Source organism: Myxococcus sp. NMCA1 (assembly GCF_026810205.1).
Classification (GTDB): Bacteria; Myxococcota; Myxococcia; order Myxococcales; family Myxococcaceae; genus Myxococcus; species Myxococcus xanthus_A.
In genome coordinates, this window is record NZ_CP113950.1 from 1,410,122 (window position 1) to 1,426,983 (window position 16,862).

General features: G+C 70.2%; 9 protein-coding genes and 1 pseudogene. 3 read left to right on the plus strand and 7 right to left on the minus strand.

Going from position 1 to position 16,862, the window contains the following annotated elements:
- Positions 1-283: 283 nt before the first annotated feature.
- Positions 284-2,641, plus strand: a complete 2,358-nt coding sequence (locus OZ403_RS06050) for an arylsulfatase (protein WP_268783675.1) — start codon at positions 284-286, stop codon at positions 2,639-2,641.
- Here OZ403_RS06050 and OZ403_RS06055 read toward each other — a convergent pair.
- The 5 genes from OZ403_RS06055 to OZ403_RS06075 all read right to left on the minus strand — a co-directional run bounded on the left by OZ403_RS06055 (position 2,625) and on the right by OZ403_RS06075 (position 8,832).
- A complete protein-coding gene (locus tag OZ403_RS06055) occupies positions 2,625-2,942 on the minus strand; it encodes a hypothetical protein (protein ID WP_140788124.1) in 318 nt (105 codons plus the stop codon). The two genes, OZ403_RS06050 and OZ403_RS06055, sit on opposite strands and share 17 nt — an antisense overlap.
- A 74-nt stretch (positions 2,943-3,016) precedes the next feature.
- Positions 3,017-3,604 carry a hypothetical protein gene (locus tag OZ403_RS06060; RefSeq protein WP_237081026.1) on the minus strand — a complete coding sequence of 196 codons (588 nt, stop codon included), beginning with the start codon at positions 3,602-3,604 and terminating at the stop codon, positions 3,017-3,019.
- A 27-nt stretch (positions 3,605-3,631) separates the two neighbouring features.
- Positions 3,632-5,953 (minus strand): hypothetical protein, encoded by a 2,322-nt coding sequence (locus OZ403_RS06065; protein ID WP_140853211.1) that lies wholly within the window; start codon positions 5,951-5,953, stop codon positions 3,632-3,634.
- Between the two features lie 255 nt (positions 5,954-6,208).
- Positions 6,209-7,561: a sigma-54-dependent transcriptional regulator gene (locus tag OZ403_RS06070; protein WP_140797439.1), complete on the minus strand. Its 1,353-nt coding sequence runs from the start codon at positions 7,559-7,561 to the stop codon at positions 6,209-6,211.
- Positions 7,558-8,832 (minus strand): sensor histidine kinase, encoded by a 1,275-nt coding sequence (locus OZ403_RS06075; protein ID WP_268783676.1) that lies wholly within the window; start codon positions 8,830-8,832, stop codon positions 7,558-7,560. The genes OZ403_RS06070 and OZ403_RS06075 overlap by 4 nt, the downstream gene beginning before the upstream one ends.
- A 68-nt stretch (positions 8,833-8,900) precedes the next feature.
- On the opposite strand from OZ403_RS06075, the gene OZ403_RS06080 reads away from it, so the two are divergent.
- Together OZ403_RS06080 and OZ403_RS06085 are read left to right on the plus strand one after the other, a co-directional pair.
- Complete coding sequence (locus OZ403_RS06080; RefSeq protein WP_268783677.1) at positions 8,901-10,052, plus strand: hypothetical protein; 1,152 nt, start codon at positions 8,901-8,903, stop codon at positions 10,050-10,052.
- A 14-nt stretch (positions 10,053-10,066) separates the two neighbouring features.
- Positions 10,067-12,235 carry a bifunctional alpha,alpha-trehalose-phosphate synthase (UDP-forming)/trehalose-phosphatase gene (locus tag OZ403_RS06085; protein ID WP_268783678.1) on the plus strand — a complete coding sequence of 723 codons (2,169 nt, stop codon included), beginning with the start codon at positions 10,067-10,069 and terminating at the stop codon, positions 12,233-12,235.
- A gap of 52 nt (positions 12,236-12,287) precedes the next feature.
- Here OZ403_RS06085 and OZ403_RS06090 read toward each other — a convergent pair whose 3' ends face one another.
- A complete protein-coding gene (locus OZ403_RS06090) occupies positions 12,288-15,947 on the minus strand; it encodes a DUF3857 domain-containing protein (RefSeq protein ID WP_268783679.1) in 3,660 nt (1,219 codons plus the stop codon).
- A gap of 141 nt (positions 15,948-16,088) precedes the next feature.
- Positions 16,089-16,842, minus strand: a pseudogene (locus OZ403_RS39630) (arylamine N-acetyltransferase family protein).
- Between the last annotated feature and the right edge of the window lie 20 nt (positions 16,843-16,862).

A 16,862-nucleotide genomic window follows, 5' to 3' on the forward strand; every position in this document is an offset into this window, starting at 1 on the left:
CCGCGAAACTCCTTTCCCAGGCGCCCATGGAGGAATGCATGCGCCAGCTCCTGCTGGTGGCACTGTCATTCGCTGTTTCGGGCGAGGACGGTTCCGCCGAGGCCAACACCAGCAACAACACGTTCAGCCGGTTCTTCTGATGAGGTGATCGCCTCCGGCATGCGGTGTCCCGGCTGCTCGTGCCTGCCTGGAGGACAGGGGGCATTGTCGGGCCCCATGTGCATCTCCCTCCACGAGAGCTCGCGGCACGTTCATTCCCGCGCGTCCTCGTGGAGGCCGCACCATGTCGCTCAAGGAATACCTTCCCGGAACGCCATTCCCTGGTGTCATCGGCCGGACGGATGAGGAGTCCTCGCCTGCCTGGCCCGCGCCGCTGCGCGCGAAGCCGGGGGCACCCAACGTCCTCTTCATCGTCCTGGACGACACGGGCTTCGGTCAGCTCGGTTGCTATGGCTCGCCCATCCGCACGCCCAACCTGGACCGGCTGGCGAAGGGTGGGCTGCTCTACAACAACATGCACACCACCGCGCTCTGTTCGCCCACGCGCTCGTGCATCCTCACCGGCCGCAACCACCACTCCAATGGCATGGCGGCCATCACCGAAATCTCCGTGGGATACCCCGGTCGCAACGGCACCATCCCCTTCGAGAACGGCTTCATCTCCGAGATGCTGGCCGGGCACGGCTACAACACCTACTGCGTGGGCAAGTGGCACCTCACACCCGCGGAGCAGACGAGCGCCGCGGGGCCCTACTCACGCTGGCCCCTGGGCCGCGGCTTCGAGCGGTACTACGGCTTCCTCGGTGGCGACACGCACCAGTACTACCCCGACCTCATTCACGACAATCATCAGGTCCGGCCGCCCAAGACACCCGAGGAGGGCTACCACCTGACGGAGGACCTGGTGGACCGCGCCATCGGCTTCATCGCCGACGCGAAGCAGGTCGCGCCCGACAAGCCCTTCTTCCTCTACTTCTGCACCGGCGCCATGCATGCGCCCCACCATGTCCCGCGCGAATGGGCGGACCGGTACAAGGGCCAGTTCGACGACGGCTGGGATGCCTACCGCGAGAAGGTCTTCCGACGTCAGCTCGAGACAGGCGTGCTGCCGCCGGGCACCCAGTTGTCGCGCCATGACCCGGACGTGCAGGACTGGGACAGCCTGTCTCCGGACGAACGGCGGCTCTACGCGCGGATGATGGAAGTGTTCGCGGGCTTCCTGGAGCACACGGACCACCACATCGGCCGGCTCATCCAGTCGCTGGAGGCGACCGGTGAGCTGGAGAACACGCTCATCATGGTCATCTCCGACAATGGCGCCAGTCCGGAGGGCGGCCTGCATGGCTCCGTCAACGAGCTGAAGTTCTTCAACAACACGCCGGAGTCGCTGGAGCAGAACCTGGCGGCGATGGACGAGCTGGGCGGCCCGCGCCACTTCAACCACTACCCCTGGGGCTGGGCCTGGGCGGGCAACACGCCCTTCAAACGGTGGAAGCGAGAGACGTACCGGGGCGGCACCACGGACCCCTTCATCGTCCACTGGCCCCGAGGCATCCAGGCGCGGGGCGAGATTCGCTCGCAGTACTGCCACGCCATCGACATGGTGCCCACGGTGCTGGACTGCCTGGGCATCGACCCGCCCACGGAGCTTCGCGGGGTCACGCAGTCACCCATCGAAGGCGTCAGCTTCAAGCACTCCTTCCATGACGCGGACGCGGAGAGCCGACACCACACGCAGTACTTCGAGATGTTCAGCCACCGGGCCCTGTACCACGACGGATGGCGGGCGGTGTGCCCGTTCCCCGGACCGTCCTTCACGGAGTCGCACGAGCCGTTCGGCATGCTGAAGCTCTCCGAGGCCAGACTGCGCGAGTTCGATACGGAGGGCTGGGAGCTGTACCACGTGGCGGAGGACTGCTCGGAGACGCGGAACGTGGCCGCGCAGGAGCGCGACAAGCTCATCGAGATGATTGCCCGCTGGTACGTCGAGGCGGGCCGGTACGATGTGCTCCCGCTGATAACGCCATCCCGCGAACTCTTCGCCGTGGAGCGGCCGCAGATTTCGCGGGAGCGGGAGCGTTACGTCTACCGGCCGAATACCTCACCCGCGCCGGAGAACGTGGCGGTGCATGTCCTCAATCGTGCCCACGCCATCACCGCGCGCGTGGAGGTAGAGGACGGCGTGGAGGGCGTGTTGCTCTGCCACGGTGGATTGACGGGCGGGTACTCGCTCTTCGTCAAGGACCGCAAGCTGCACTACGTCTACAACTTCGTGGGAGAGAAGGAGTTCCACCTGGAGTCCGCCGTGGACGTGCCGAAAGGCCACGCGGAGCTGCGCTTCGAATTCCAGCCCACGGGCACGCCCGACCTGCCCGCGGGCCGGGGCGCGCCGGGCCGGGGACGCCTCTTCATCAATGGCGACCTGGTGGCCCAGAGCGACATCTCTGAGACGATGCCGCTGCTCATCAGCCTGGGCGAGGGACTGACGTGCGGCCGTGACGAGAACTCACCGGTGAGTCAGCAGTACCAGCCGCCCTTCGCGTTCAAGGGCGGGACGCTGACGGAGGTGGTCGTGGACGTGTCGGGCGAGCACGTTCACGACGCCGCCACAGAAGTGAGCACGGTCATGGCGCGGCAATAGCCGCGTAGGCGGTGGACTGGCCTGGGGCGACGGTGACGATGATGATGTCGGTGCGTCGCCCCAGGGCCAGCAGCTCGGCAGGGCTGGGTACCACCGGGTGCCGCGAGCCTCCGCCTCCGACGCCCTGGGGGAAGTACAGCGCCCGCTCTGCCTCTACGTAGAGGACGGGGACGCGGCTTCCCCGGGCCTCGATGCCCGGCGGCACGAAGACCTGGACGCCGCGCTCAGGGGACGCGGGTGGCGACGGCGGCGGCGTACACCCAGCGGCCAGGGCGAACAGCAAGGACAGCCAAATTCGCATGACGGGACTCCTGGCCTCGGCCTGGTGGCCGGGCGCTCGATGGGTTCATGAAGCATGTGCGGCGCGGCCGCGGCTCAGGGCGGCCGGGTGACGTCACAGCGCGCGTTGGCGCCGCGGGCGAGGTCCTCGGCCACCGAGCGAAGCAGCACGGTGCCCGTGAGGGTGTTGCCTTCCTCGCCAGGAGCTTGCTTCCCCTGCGTGAGCCACGCGGCCACCCGGCCCAGGCTCGCGGCCGTCACGACGTGCAGGCGGACGCTGATGCGCACTTCATAGCGCGCGCCGGGCTTGGGCCTTTGTTCCAAGGTCCACGCCACGCGCTCCAGCGTCAGTGAGGATGGGCCTTCCGGCAGGGGGCGTCCATCCAGCACGTAGGCGCCCTTGGAGAAGACGAGCACCTGCGTCAGCCGTGCGGTGTCCATTCGCGCGTCGAACCAGATGGTGTTGCGTTGCCAGAGCGTCAGCTCCACCTCCAGCTTCCCCGCCATGCCCAGTCGCACCAACCGGTCCAACTCGGGCGAGACGAAGTCGAAGGCTTCGGAACGGACCATGACGCGCCGTCCGGACAAGGTGGCGGTGCAGGTGGTGCGCGGCTCTTCTGCATGGACCGAGGGGGCGTGCAGGCCCGCCACGGCGATGAGCGCCGTGCCGAGCCCGCGTCCCACGTGTTTGCGTGGCCAGTCCATGCGTCTTTAGAAGGTCCGCTGGAAGAGCAGCCGGGCTTCGGGCGTGGCGGTGGCCCGCTCATCCGTGCGCCACGCGACGTCCATCCGCACGTTGTCTCCGAAGTGGAGGCTGGCGCCCAGGCCGAGCCGTGCATCCGTCCAGGTGTCATCCGCCCGCACCGTGCCCAGGTCCGCGAAGAGGCCGATGGCGCTCCAGCGGTACTCCGCGCTGGTGAGCACGGACACGTCGCCGCGGTACTCCTTGAAGCCGAAGCCGCGCAGCGCCGTCCATCCCCCCAGTGCCTCGCGCTTCTGTTCGGGCAGACGGTGGCCCCCCGCGGTGCGCACGCGCAGCGACAGACCGGTGTCCCAGCCGGTGGGCACCTCCATCGCGATGTCGCTCACCAGCTTCCAGAAGCGCGCGTCACCGCCCGCGCTCCCCGGACCGTTGCCCACCTCCAGCGTGAGCAGGCCCCGGAGCGAGGCGCGGCTCTCCCAGTCGCCATCCCGGTCGAAGAGGGACGTCTCTGGCGTGCGGAACAGCGAGCCCACGGACGCGGCGGCGGGCACGTTGCTGGCGTACTCCATGCGCACCACCACGGAGTCGAAGCGGCCCTCGGTGACGGGCGCGTTGGGGAAGGGGGCCGAGTCGTTCCGGAACAGGGAGAAGGGCGGCGTGAAGCTGCGCATCGACTCGTAGCGGTCGCTGCGGTACTCGACGCCCGCGAGCCAGTCGTCCGCCCAGCGCCAGGTGGCGAAGGCCGTGAGGCCCTTGCGGCGGAAGTAGTCGCGGTCCGGCCGGTTGATGAGGGCCGAGTAGAGCGACGAGTCGATGTCGCCCATCCGCCACCGGTCCAGCGTGTCGGTGAAGTCGTAGACCTGCGCGCCCAGCTCCGCGAGCCCCACCCGCGGCACCTGGAGCTTCGCCCCACCGAGCAAGTTGATGCGCCGCTGGCGCTGCGTGCCTTCCGGGTCCTCCGGCAGATACTGGCCGCCCCACCGCAGGGGGATGGTGAGCGCGGCATCCACGGTGACGTGCGCGCGGTCCTTCGCATCCCAGAGGCGCAGCCGCCCCGCCAGACCCGGCGAGAAGCCCGTCACCTGCGTGTGCATCGGAAGCAGGTCCACATCGAAGTCCGGCCGCCGCGTGCGCACGTGCACCACCAGCTTCTTGTCCTCGAGGGTGATGCTGTCGGCCGAGTCCACGTCGTCCCACCAGTCGGCGAACTGCTTCCAGTTCAGCTCGAACTCCACCTGCTCCCGGTGGCGCGGCTTCGCGCGTGGTGCTTCCTGCGTGTGGTAGGCGCGGGTGCCGTCCGGCTCGCGCGTCTCGATGATGTGGGCGCGCCGGGCACGCGTGCTGTCGGAGTCGTCCACATTCGCGGGCTCCAGGAAGGGGAGCCGCGAGGTCAGCCGCCGCACGGCGCGCTTCGCGTCACTGCGGAGGAACACGGTGCCAGGCTGCAGGTCCAGCGCGTCCTGGACGCGCGCGGCGATGTCGGCGTCCACGCCGCGCACCTCGATGGACTCAAGCCGGCCTTCATCCACCGTCACCACCAGCTTGCCGTCCGGCGACCACACCGCGGACAGGCTGGCGAGCATGTAGCCGTCGTCACGCAGGCGCTTCAGCGTGCGCTCCAGGCCGTTGGCGACGCCGCCCATGAAGATGCCGGGGTGCAGCGTGCCGCGCTCCAGCCGGGCCACCCAGTCACGGGGCGGATATCGCGGCGGGCAGGGGCGGACGACGGAGAGCGTGCCGCGCCGGGAGTCCACGCGCAGCGTGGCGGTGAAGGACTCTTCGTCTTCGTCCTCGGTGGGGAACCGGTGCGGGAGCCGGAGCAGCTCTTCGAGAATCTCGGTGGCCTGCAGGTCCTGGAGCCCGTTCACCTCCACGGCGGAGACGACGGGGTTCTCCTCCAGGTGGACTTCGAGGACCGCCGGCTGAGGCGCCTCGGCCACGCGCACGCGCGGCTCCACGCGGGCGAACAGCCCCGAGCGCGCGAGCCGCCGGAGGAACAGGTGGACTTCGCTTCCGCTCATCAGGGCCTCCGAGTCCGCACGGGGCGCACCGATGAAGGCACGCACCTGCGCATCCGTCAGCCAGTGAAGCCCGTGCAGTTCGATGCGGCCGGGCGTGAGCGAGCGCCCATCCACGGCGAGTTGAAGCGGCGCCAGAACGCTGGTGTCTCCCGAGTCGTCGTCCTCGAAGTTGTCGGGGCAGGACTTCTGCGCGTCCGCTGGGGTGTCGCCTCGGGCGTCGGTCGTGGGGGAGCGTGGCTCAGGTGCAGGGGATGGCTGCGCGACTGCGAGCGCGGGGAGGAGACAAATGAGGAGCGCGAAGCGGTTCATGCACGAAGGGAGAGCACGGGCCGTTCCACCCAGAGGTGGCGGGCAAGTGCCTGAAAGAACGAGGGCCGAGCAGCCATGGCGATGTCATGGAGACATCCGGATGTCGAGTCGTGATGTGGTACTGACATCGCCAGCGGTGATTGCGTGCGGCCGTCCGGCACCCGCCTGGAGACATGGGGGCGCTTTCGGTACAGGGGCGCGTTGTCGCGGCTGGTCCGAAAATCGGGGGCAGATCAGCTGCACTCCAGCGGGGCTTCAGGTGACAGGGAGTCCGAGCGCCTTGATGCGCCGGTAGAGGTTGCCCCGGTCGACCTGCAGCAGTCGCGCGGCCCCAGCGATGCTTTCGCCTTCCTGGAGCGCCGCGCGGATGAGCTCGCGCTCGAAGTCCTCCACGTGCTCTCGGTAGCTCTTTTGTCCCAGGGAGGGGCGGCTGGCCGCGGCGGTGGCCTGGGGCGCGGAGACGAGCTCCGGGCCCAGGGTGAGCGGGCCCTCGCCCCGGAGCAGGTTGAGGCGCTCGATGAGGTTGCGCAGCTCGCGCACGTTGCCCGGCCACGCATAGGCGCGCAGCGAGGTTTCCGCGCCGGGCGCGAGCACCAGTGGCACCTGCGGCCCCGCGAACTCCGCCGCGAAGGCGCGGGCCAGGGGAAGCAGGTCCTCCGGCCGCTCGCGCAGGGGCGGCACCTGGAGGGGCATCACGTTGAGGCGGAAGTAGAGGTCCTGCCGGAAGCGGCCCTCCTTCACCGCGCGGGCGAGGTCCTGGTGCGTGGCCGCGACGACGCGCGCATCCACCGGCACGGGCAGGCTGCCGCCCAGCCGCTCCACTTCCTTCGACTCCAGGACGCGCAGCAGCTTGGCCTGGAGCTCCAGTGGCATGTCGCCCAGTTCGTCGAGGAACAGCGTGCCGCCGTGCGCCTGTTCGATGCGGCCCGCGCGCCGCGACAGCGCACCGGAGAACGCGCCCTTCTCGTGGCCGAACAGCTCGCTCTCCAGCAGGGTGGAGGGAATGGCCGCGCAGTTGACGGCGACGAGCCGGCCCTTGCGTCCCGAAGCGAGGTGCAGCGCCCGCGCCACGCGTTCCTTGCCAGTGCCCGTCTCGCCGGTGATGAGGATGGCGGTGTCGCTGGCGCCCACGCGCGCGATGAGCTGGCGCAGTGACGCCATGCCAGGGCTGTCACCCACCAGGTGGCCGGGGCGGGCCAGTGCGTCCAGCAGCCGCTCGCGCTCTTCCTGGAGCGAGCCCAGTGCCAGTGCGTTTCGCACGGCGGTGAGCAGCCGCTCGGGGGAGGGCGGCTTCTCCACGAAGTCCGTCGCGCCCAGCCGCAGCGCCTGCACGGCCTCGGCGGGCGACGCCTCTCCGGACAGCACCACCACGGGCGCGGGGAAGGGCCGGGGCAGGCGCGCGAGCAGCTCCAGGCCCGTCTCGCCCGGCATGCGCAGGTCGAGCAGCATCATCGCCGGGGGACCTTCGGGCGCGTCGAGCAACTGGGAGGCCTCCACCGCGGAGCGGGCCTCCACGGGCGTGAAGCCCTCGTCGCTCAGCAGTCCGCGCAGGGCCCTGAGGACGCCAGAGTCGTCATCGACGATGAGGATGCGAGGACCGGGCTTCATGGGGACGGGGGCGGGGTGAGGGGCAGTTCCACGCGCGCGAGCGTACCGCCTCCGGGCGCGGGCTCCAGGCGCAGGCTGCCGCCGTGCTCGTGGACGATTTTCTGGGAGATGGGCAGGCCCAGGCCGCTGCCGCCGGGCTTGGTGCTGAAGAGGCCACGCGTGAGGGCCGGGCCTTCGAGGACGGAGGGGACGCCACTGCCTCCGTCCGCCACGGTGACGCACACGGTGCCCGGCTGCGGCGACTCCAGTGTGACGTGGACTGGCGCGGCGCTGGTGGAAGAGGCCTCGGTGGCGTTCTTCACCAGGTTGCCGAAGAGGCGACGCAGGCCATCCGGGTCCGCGCGCAGCGTGGCCTCCGCGCCAGGCCGAAGCTCCACGGGCACGGGGGACGTGCCCGCGTACAGGGTGCACACCTCGGCCAGCAGCGGGCGCAGGGGCACGTCCTGGAAGCGCGGCGCGGGCAGGCGCGCGAAGGTGGAGAAGCTCTGGGTCATCCGCATCAACAGGTCCACTTCCTCCTGCAGGAGGGCTACGGCCTCGGTGATGCGGGTGGTGTCGTGGGGCGTGGATGCATCCGTCCGGTTCAGACGCGCGAGCGACAACTTCATTGCGGTGAGGGGGTTCTTCAGCTCGTGGGCGAGCGCGCGGGCCACGTCCTGCCAGGCGGCAATCTGTTCCGCGGACTTGAGGCGCTCGCGCTGCGACAGCAGCTCCTGGCCCATGCGGTTGAACTGGCCCAGGAGGAACTGCAGCTCGTCGCGTGGCGGCTCGGGGGCGGCGAGCCGCACGGAGAGGTCGCCGCGCGCATAGGCCCACATGCCTTCCGTGAGCGTGCGCACCGGACGCGTGAGGGCCCGGCCGAGGAGCACCGCGGCCACCGTCAGCGCCGCGCCCGATATGAGTACCAGCGCGGTGATGAAGGCGGGCACGCGGCGCACCAGGGCGCGCCGTGCCAGCTCCGCCTGCGCGAGGTTGAGCCGCGCCTCGTTGAGCGAGTCCTGCGGCAGCTCCCGCCGCGCCAGCTCCGAGGCGACCTCCTCCAGCACGCCCTCCACCGGGGCGATGGACACCGACAGCACCCGCTCCAGCGCGGCTTGTGCCAGCACGCCGAGCAGCACCAGCGGCACCCAGCCGGCGAGCAGCATCACCGCCAGCAGCTGGCGCCGGAAGCGCGGAGGGGGCGGCGGAAGATTCGCGGCGTGTTCAAGGCCCACCCTGTCACCGTAGGTGCGGGCCTCTGTGGGCGCGGCGGCGTGCATGGGACGGTTCATACCGCATCCGGACGTGGGCCCGGTGCCGAGTCCCTGGCGCGGAGACTCTGGTAGGCTGCATGGCTCCGATGCCTCGTCTTCTCGCGCCCTCCCAGGGCTGGTTGTTCAGTCCGGGAGTGGACCTGTCCGTCTTCGCTGGCAGCGCGCTCGTCTCCGTGGCTTTCGTGCTCGCCGCGCCCTGGCTGGGCGTGGAGGACGGCACGCCGCTGTGGGCATGGCTGCTCTTCATTGTCTGCGTGGACGTGGCCCACGTCTGGTCCACGCTGTTCCGCACCTACCTGGATCCGGACGAGCTGCGGACCCGCCCCGGGCTCTACCTGGGCGCGCCGCTGGCCGCCTACGTGGCGGGCGTGCTCGCCTGGCTGGTGTCGCCGGGCACGTTCTGGACGCTGTTCGCCTATGTGGCGCTCAGCCACTTCGTGCGGCAGCAGTACGGCTGGGTGGCGCTGTACGGCCGCAAGGCGCGCGTCTCTCCGCTGGAGCGGCGTCTGGATGCCGCTGCCGTCTATGCCGCCACACTGGGCCCCGTCGTCTGGTGGCATGCGAACCTGCCGCGCGGCTTCTGGTGGTTCGTGCCCGGGGACTTCCTGTCGGGCCTGCCGTCCTGGGTGGGCACCGTGGGGCTGGGGCTTCACGCGGGGGTGCTCTTCGCGTGGGCCGGCTTCCAAGCCGCGCGGGTGGTGCGCGGCGAGGGCGTGCAAGCGGGCAAGGTGCTGCTGGTGGTGGCGACGTGGGTGGCGTGGTTCGGCGGCATCGTCGTCGCGCGGGACGACTTCACGTTCACGGTGATGAACGTGGTGCTGCACGGCGTTCCCTACTTCGCGCTGCTCTTCCGCTATGCGCGGGGGCGGCTGGAGGAGGGTGGTTACGGCGCGGGGGCGGCGCTGCTGCGCGCGGGGCTGCCGGGCTTCCTGCTGTTCCTGGTGGCGTTGGCCCTGGCGGAGGAGTTCCTGTGGGACCAGGCCGTGTGGCGCGAACACGGCGCGCTCTTCGGCGAGAGCCACGTGACGCTGCCGCCGGACGTGTTGTCTCTCGTGGTGCCGCTGCTCGCGCTGCCGCAGGCCACGCACTATGTGCTGGATGCCTTCGTGTGGAAGCCGGGCCGGCAGCCCGCGCTGCTGTCACGACTGGGCTGGGCACCGATGGCCACCCGACACGAGGGTCCACCATCTGGCATGAATCCCGTTTCGACCATGGCCATTCCTGCACGGAGTGATTAATGCAGGAGGGGCCTATGTCCCGACTCCTACTCGTCTCGAATCGGCTTCCTGTCACCGTCAAGGTGGAGAAGGACACTGTCTCCGTGGTCCGCAGCGCGGGAGGCCTGGCCACCGGCCTTCGCCGTCCGCACGAACGCTCGGGGGGGCTGTGGATTGGCTGGCCCGGGGATGTCTCCCGCCTGTCGGAAAGCCAACGCGCCCGCGTGGACGCCCAGCTCGCGGAGCTGCGCTGCGTGCCGCTGACGCTGTCCGCCAGCGAGGTGAGCCGCTACTACGAAGGCTATTCCAACCGCGTCCTGTGGCCGCTGTGCCACTACATGCTGGAGCGCATTCCGCGCCAGGACCGTGATTGGGAGGTGTACCGCAAGGTCAACGAGCGCTTCGCGGACCTGGTGGCGAAGCACTACGAACCCGGGGACACCATCTGGGTCCACGACTATCAGCTCATGCTGGTGCCCGGCATGTTGCGCCAGCGGCTGCCCGGCGCGCGCATCGGTTACTTCCACCACATCCCGTTTCCGTCGTCGGAAATCTTCAGCACGCTGCCGCGCCGGCGTGAGCTGCTGATGGGGCTGCTGGGCGCGGACCTCATCGGCTTCCACACGGTGAGCTACGTGCGGCACTTCTCCGGAGCGCTGCTGCGGCACCTCGGGCTGGACACGGACATCGACCGTATCATCTGGGAGGGCCGCGACGTGCGCGTGGGCGCCTTTCCCATGGGCATCGACGCGCAGGCCTTCGAATCGATTGCGAGCGAGCCCGGCATGCTGGAGGAGGTGGCGAACCTGCGCCGGTCCTCCGAAGGACAGCGCATCCTGCTGGGCATCGACCGGCTGGACTACACCAAGGGCATTCCGCGGCGCCTCCTGGCGGTGCAGCGCGTGCTGGAGCGCACGCCCGCGTGGCGTGGCCGCCTGCGGTTCATCCAGGTGACGGTGCCCAGCCGGACCCAGGTGGAGGCGTACGCCAACTACCGTGAGCTGGTGAATGAGCTGGTGGGGCGCATCAATGGGCTCTACGGCACGGTGCACAACGTGCCCGTGCACTACCTCTACCGCTCATTCAACGAACGGCAGCTCGTGGGGTTGTACCGGGGCGCGGATGTGATGCTCGTCACGCCGGTGCGGGACGGGATGAACCTGGTGGCGAAGGAGTTCTGCGCGGCGCGCCCGGACGACGACGGCGTGCTGGTGCTCAGCGAGTTCGCGGGCGCCGCAGCGGAGCTGGGGGGCGCGCTCATCGTCAACCCCTACGACGTGGACGCCATGGCGGACGCCATCGAGAAAGCGCTGGGGATGGCGGAGGAGGAGCGCCGCACGCGCATGCACACGCTGCGGAAGCAGGTGAAGTCGCGGGACGTGCATTGGTGGACGTCCTCCTTCCTCGACCGGCTCCAGTCGCTGCCCGCGGTGGACGTGCGCGCCGAGGCGGGCGCGCCCGAGGCGCTGGCGCAGATGAAGCAGGCGGAGCGGCTGCAACTGCTCCTGGACTATGACGGGACGCTGGTGGGCTACGCGCCCCGGCCGGAGCTGGCCGCGCCGGATGCGGCGCTGAAGGAGTTGCTGGCGAAGCTGGTGGCCCGGCCCGGCATCTCGGTGAGCATCGTCAGCGGCCGGCCCAAGGACACGCTGGAGGAATGGTTGGGCGACCTGGCCATGGGCCTGTATGCCGAGCACGGCCTGTGGTCCCGCCCGGCGCCGGGGGAGGCGTGGCGGATGCTGGAGGGCGTGACGTTCGACTGGAAGGAGCGCGTGCGCCCCGAACTGGAGACCTTCTCCGCGCGCGTGCCGGGCTCCTTCGTGGAGGAGAAGACAGCGTCGCTGGCGTGGCACTACCGCCTGGTGGACGCGGAGTTCGGCGCCATCCAGTCCCGCGAGCTGCGGCTCTACCTGGCGGAGAAGTTCGCCGGGCAGTCCATGGACATCCTCCCCGGGGACAAGGTGGTGGAGATTCGTCCGCGGGGCGTGCACAAGGGCCGCGTGGTGGGCGAGGCCACGAAGGACGCGGCGCCCGGCGCCCTCGTGGTGGCCATCGGCGATGACCGCACGGACGAGGACCTCTTCGCATCCATTCCGCCCGGCGGGCTCACCATCCACGCGGGCAACAAGCCCACGTGCGCGGCGTTCCGGGTGAAGGGCCCGGCCGAGGTCCGCGCGCTGCTGGCGGGACTGCTGGAGCCGTAACCACCGCGCGCGCCCGCCGGAGTATCGGCGGGCGCGGGCCTGCTCGCGTCCGCTACGGCGTCGAGGACGCGGTGCGGTTGGCCGCGTTCTGGATGAACACCCGGCGGCCGAAGGCGCGGTCCACGCGGCCGAGGAACTCGCGGAACGCGGGGTAGTCGTCCGCGGACACGCGCGCCGTGGTGAGGGCCACCTCGCCCTCGGCCACCAGCTTGCCGCCCTCCAGGCGGTAGTTCAGCTTGATGTGGCCGAACTTCGTCGTCTCCTCCACCGCCTGGGGAAGCTCCGCCACCGTCCAGCCTGCGGGCAGCGCGTAGCGCAGGAGGAAACCGTTGGTCCACGGGCTGGACATCACCAAGTCGAAGCGGCGCTGGGCCAGCGACGCATAGGCCTGCTGGTAGGTGCGCCCGGTGCCGAAGGGCAGGAAGCGCATGCCGTTGGGCATCACCTCCGAGTAGCGCGGGATGCTCATCTTGAAGTCCAGCGCCACGTTGTCATCCAGCCGCGTGGTGTCGCTCAGCTTCACCTCGTGCACCGTGAGGCCGGGGAAGCTCTGCGCCCAGGCGCGCTCGAAGGTGGACTTGCGCGTGGCCTCCGGCCGGTAGGCGCGGCGGTAGTCGGGCGCGTGCTGTCCGCCCACGGAGCTGGCGCCGGTGATTTCCGCACCGCCGTCCGCGCGGAGCGTCACGTCCAGCGACATGCGCGTGGCGTTGTCCACCGCCTTCGCCTCCGGCGTGGTGAGGAAGGTGCTCTTGCCGTTGGGCTCCACCACCAGCACGTTGGCCACCCGGTCCGCGCTGGGCAGCTCGTTGGCGCCGTGGAACTCCGCGGTGCCGTCCAGGTACAGGTCGAACTTGGGCACGTAGGCGATGGCGTGGTTGAAGGCCGCCAGGCTCGCGGGCTCTTCGCCAATGGAGCCCAGGTTGCGCATGCGCAGCAGCACCAGCCGGCTCTCCACGCCCGCCACCTGGAGCATGGAGTGGATGAGGCTCGCCTTGTCCTTGCAGTCGCCGAAGCGGCGCGCCAGCACCCGGTCCACGCGGTAGGGCTTGAAGCCGTGGATGCCGAACTCCAGCGCCACGTAGCGCGTGTTCGTCACCACGAAGTTGTAGATGGCGCGCACCACCGCCAGCTCATTCTTGCGGTCCACGCCCTGGAGCACCTGGTCCACCGTCTGGCGCAGCTCCGCGTTGGGCTGGAGCTGGTCGCGCACCAGGCCCCACCAGTAGCGGCCCACCTGGTCCCACGTCTGGTAGGTGGAGACGTGGAGGTTCTGCGCCACCTCCGCCCAGCCGGGCATGCCGGGCTCCGGCACCACCTTGGCGACGTGCTTGGAGTTCCAGCGGTACAGCACGCGGCCGGCGTCCAGCGGCTCCTGCGCGCTCTCCACGCCGGTCAGCTTGCTCTTGTTCCAATACAGGGGCCGCGCCTGCGGCATGTCCACCAGGTACTGGAAGCGCACCTTCGGGTAGACGCCCTGCACGCTCTCCACGTCACCCCAGTAGTCCGACAGGAGGTTGTCCTGCGCGGTGTCGTCCAGGCGGTACGTCAGCTCGAGCGTGTCGCCCGCCGCCAGCGACGGGAAGGAGAGAATCTTGGCGCGGGCGTCGTAGTACATGCCCGTCCACGGCTCGTTGATGTTGCGCTCGTTCTCACCGTAGCTCTCCACCACGGAGCCATCCGCCTTGATGACGCGGGCGCGCAGCACGCGAACCTCCTGGCGGTCTGGCGAATAGGTGACGGGGATGGTGCGGAACGCATCCACGCCGCGCGAGTTGAAGACCTTGACCACCGTCTGGTGCAGTCGGCTGGACAGGCCGCTCTGCTGGACGCGCACGTAGGTGTTGTCCACCAGGTAGAGGGCGTCCTCGTGGACGTAGGCCTCCGCCTCCTTGGCCAGCGGCTGGGCGTCCACCAGGTACTGCATGCCGGTGCCGGTGCTCTCCCCCTTGAGGGTGCGCAGGGCTTCCTTCAGGCCCGGGTTCTGCGGGCGCAGTACCAGTGAGCGCTCGAACGAGGCCAGCGCCGGCTCGCGGCGGCCAGCGGCCAGTAGGGCGCGGCCCTCACGCTCGTAGACCTCCGGCTCGTCCGGGGACAGCGCGCGGGCCTCGGAGAAGAGGGTGACGGCTTCCTCCACCGCGCCGTTGCTGGCCTTCAGCTCCGCCAGCCGCACGCGGGAGCCATTGTCGAAGGGGTTGAGCTTCACCAACTGCGCGTACTCGCGCTGGGCGGACTCCACCTGCCCGGCCTCCGCCAGCATCGTGGCGAGCATGTGGCGCGTGGTGGTGTCGTCGAAGCGCAGCGCCAGCACCACGCGCATCCGGTCCATGGCCTCGCGGCCGCGGTCGAGCTGCCGGGACACCTGGGCCACGGCGCGCACCGCGCGAGGCACGCGGGGCTGCAGGCGGAACGTCTCCTCCACCAGGGCGTGGGCCTTGGGGCGCTCGCCCAGGGCTTCATGCGCGCGCGCCAGCACCAGCCGCGCGTTGACGTCATCCGGCGTCTTCTCCAGCACGGGCGCCACCAGCGGCTGCACGCGCTCGGGGTGGCCGCGGTCCAGTTCGTGGTCGGCCAGCGCCACTCGCGCCTCCGGCATGGCGGGGTCGGCGGCAATGGCGGCTTCCAGGAAGCGGCGGCGCTCGTTCAGGTCATCCCGCTGCGCCTGGGCGGCGAGCAACTGGAGCCGGGCGTCCTTGGGGGCTGCTTCCGCGGCGCGCGCGGCCTCGGCGCTGGCGGTGTGCTCGCGCTCGTCATACGCGCGGAAGAAGCCCAGCACCCGGGCGTAGTCGCCGCGCAGCGCGGCGTCATCCGGGTTCTTCTCCACCATCGCGCGCAGGGCGGAGGTGAGGGTGGGCAGCGGCTGGGGCTGCGGCGCGGTGCCTTTCTCCAGGGCGGGCGCCTTCGCCGGCAGCGTCGCGCGCACGGTGGGCGACTCCTGGCGCAGGTAGAAGCCCAGCGGGCCGGACTCCTGGCACACCTTCACGAGCACGCGGTTGAGGCCCTTGCGCAGCTTCACGGACACGCGGGACTGGTCCGGGCGCGGCAGGTTGTAGCGGTCTTCCTTCGCGGCGAGCTGCCCGTTCACCCACAGCCGGAACGCGCCGGACGTGCCCACGCCCAGCGACACGCGCGACTCCTGGGAGGACTCCAGCCAGGTGACGGCGTAGGCCACGGACTCGCGGTTGGGGCGGATGGCAGTGGCCAGGTCGATGTAGCCATCCGAGGTGTTCGCCGTCAGCTTGCGCCAGGTGGTGTTGCCGCCCTTGGCCGCGGGGTAGGTGGCGGACAGGTCCAGGTTGGCGGCCTCGGGGCCGAAGTCGGTGTCACAGCCGGCCTTGCCTTCGTTTTCGAAGCCGCCGGTGACGTAGTAGTCGCCCACGTAGCCCAGCCACTGCTTCACCTCGTTGGCGCGCACCAGCCGGCCCCGGGCGCGCTCGGTGTCCAGCAGGAGCATCTGCGCGGTGGCGCGGGTATTCGGGTCCGAGCTGCGGCGGGAGGCCACGTAGGCGTAGGTGCTCAGCAGGGGCGTGAGGTCCTCCACCTCGTCCACCAGCGCGTGCATCCGCAGCAGGCTGGCGGCGCTTCGGGGGGAGGAGGCCTGCTTCATCGCCTCGGCCGCATGGACGCGAGCGGTCTCATCCGCGGCCGGCTTCGCCTGCGCCCACAACGGGCAGGTGAGCACGAGGACTGCGGCCAGCAATGTGAAGCGGGACATCCGTTCTCCTGGGTGGACGGCTTGCGGTAAGGGGCGCCAGCCCCGGGCAGGGGCGTCGACGCGGATGAACAGGCGAACCCCTCTGGGGCTTCCCCTGCCTGGCCATCGTATGATGGAGGATGGGGTGGGGACAGGTACGCACTACTCCAGGGACGGGAGGATGACGCCGAAGTGTTCGACGAGCGCGCGCCGCAGGGCGTCTTCGTCGGCGAGAGGCTGCTCCGTCCGGACCCCGTTCCGGGTCAGGACGAGTGTGCCCTCCTTGGCGGTGATGCGCCCCTCTGGCGTCGCCCGGGTGCACAGCCGCCGCTGGGTGAAGATGGAGTCCGGGGAGGTCTGGTGGTAGCGGCACATGCCCTCGAAGTCCGCGAACTGGCGGGGCACGAGGGAGAGGCGGTACTCCGCCTCCCATCCGGGGCTTTTCACTCCAGAGGATGAGGTCGTCGCCCTCCGGTGAGAGCCGGTACGCGCGGCCGGAGCGCACCTGGACGTCGTGGGTGTCCAGGCGCAGGGGCTCGGTGAAGCACTCACCGAAGCCGACATCCGCCAGCCAGCGGCCCTGTCCGTCCTCCACCTGGAGGGCCAGGTGGTCGAACTCGGGACCGTAGGCGCTGCCGTCCGGTGACGTGGCCACGCCCGCGGACAGCAGCGTCACCCGGTGGCCCAGCGCCGTCAGCAGTCGGGCGAAGAGGCCGTTGAGCTCGTAGCAGAAGCCGCCGCGCCGCTGGGCGACGACCTTCTCGAAGAAGGCGTCCGTGTCGAGCCGGATGGGCCGCTTCAGATGGATGTCCAGGTTCTCGAAGGGCACGGCCTCCAAGTGGGCCCGGTGCAACCTCGTGAGGGACTGCTCCGCCCCCACGCCGATTCGCTCCAGGTAGCGCGCGACGTCGAACATGGGGGAACTGTGTCACGCGA

Bases quoted from the DNA above. Each gene is read 5' to 3' on its own strand.
- OZ403_RS06085 (WP_268783678.1), top strand. From the start codon at position 10,067: ATGTCCCGACTCCTACTCGTCTCGAATCGGCTTCCTGTCACCGTCAAG.
- OZ403_RS06065 (WP_140853211.1), bottom strand. From the start codon at position 5,953: ATGAACCGCTTCGCGCTCCTCATTTGTCTCCTCCCCGCGCTCGCAGTC.
- OZ403_RS06055 (WP_140788124.1), bottom strand. From the start codon at position 2,942: ATGCGAATTTGGCTGTCCTTGCTGTTCGCCCTGGCCGCTGGGTGTACG.
- OZ403_RS06090 (WP_268783679.1), bottom strand. From the start codon at position 15,947: ATGTCCCGCTTCACATTGCTGGCCGCAGTCCTCGTGCTCACCTGCCCG.
- OZ403_RS06080 (WP_268783677.1), top strand. From the start codon at position 8,901: ATGCCTCGTCTTCTCGCGCCCTCCCAGGGCTGGTTGTTCAGTCCGGGA.
- OZ403_RS06070 (WP_140797439.1), bottom strand. From the start codon at position 7,561: ATGAAGCCCGGTCCTCGCATCCTCATCGTCGATGACGACTCTGGCGTC.
- OZ403_RS06050 (WP_268783675.1), top strand. From the start codon at position 284: ATGTCGCTCAAGGAATACCTTCCCGGAACGCCATTCCCTGGTGTCATC.
- OZ403_RS06075 (WP_268783676.1), bottom strand. From the start codon at position 8,832: ATGAACCGTCCCATGCACGCCGCCGCGCCCACAGAGGCCCGCACCTAC.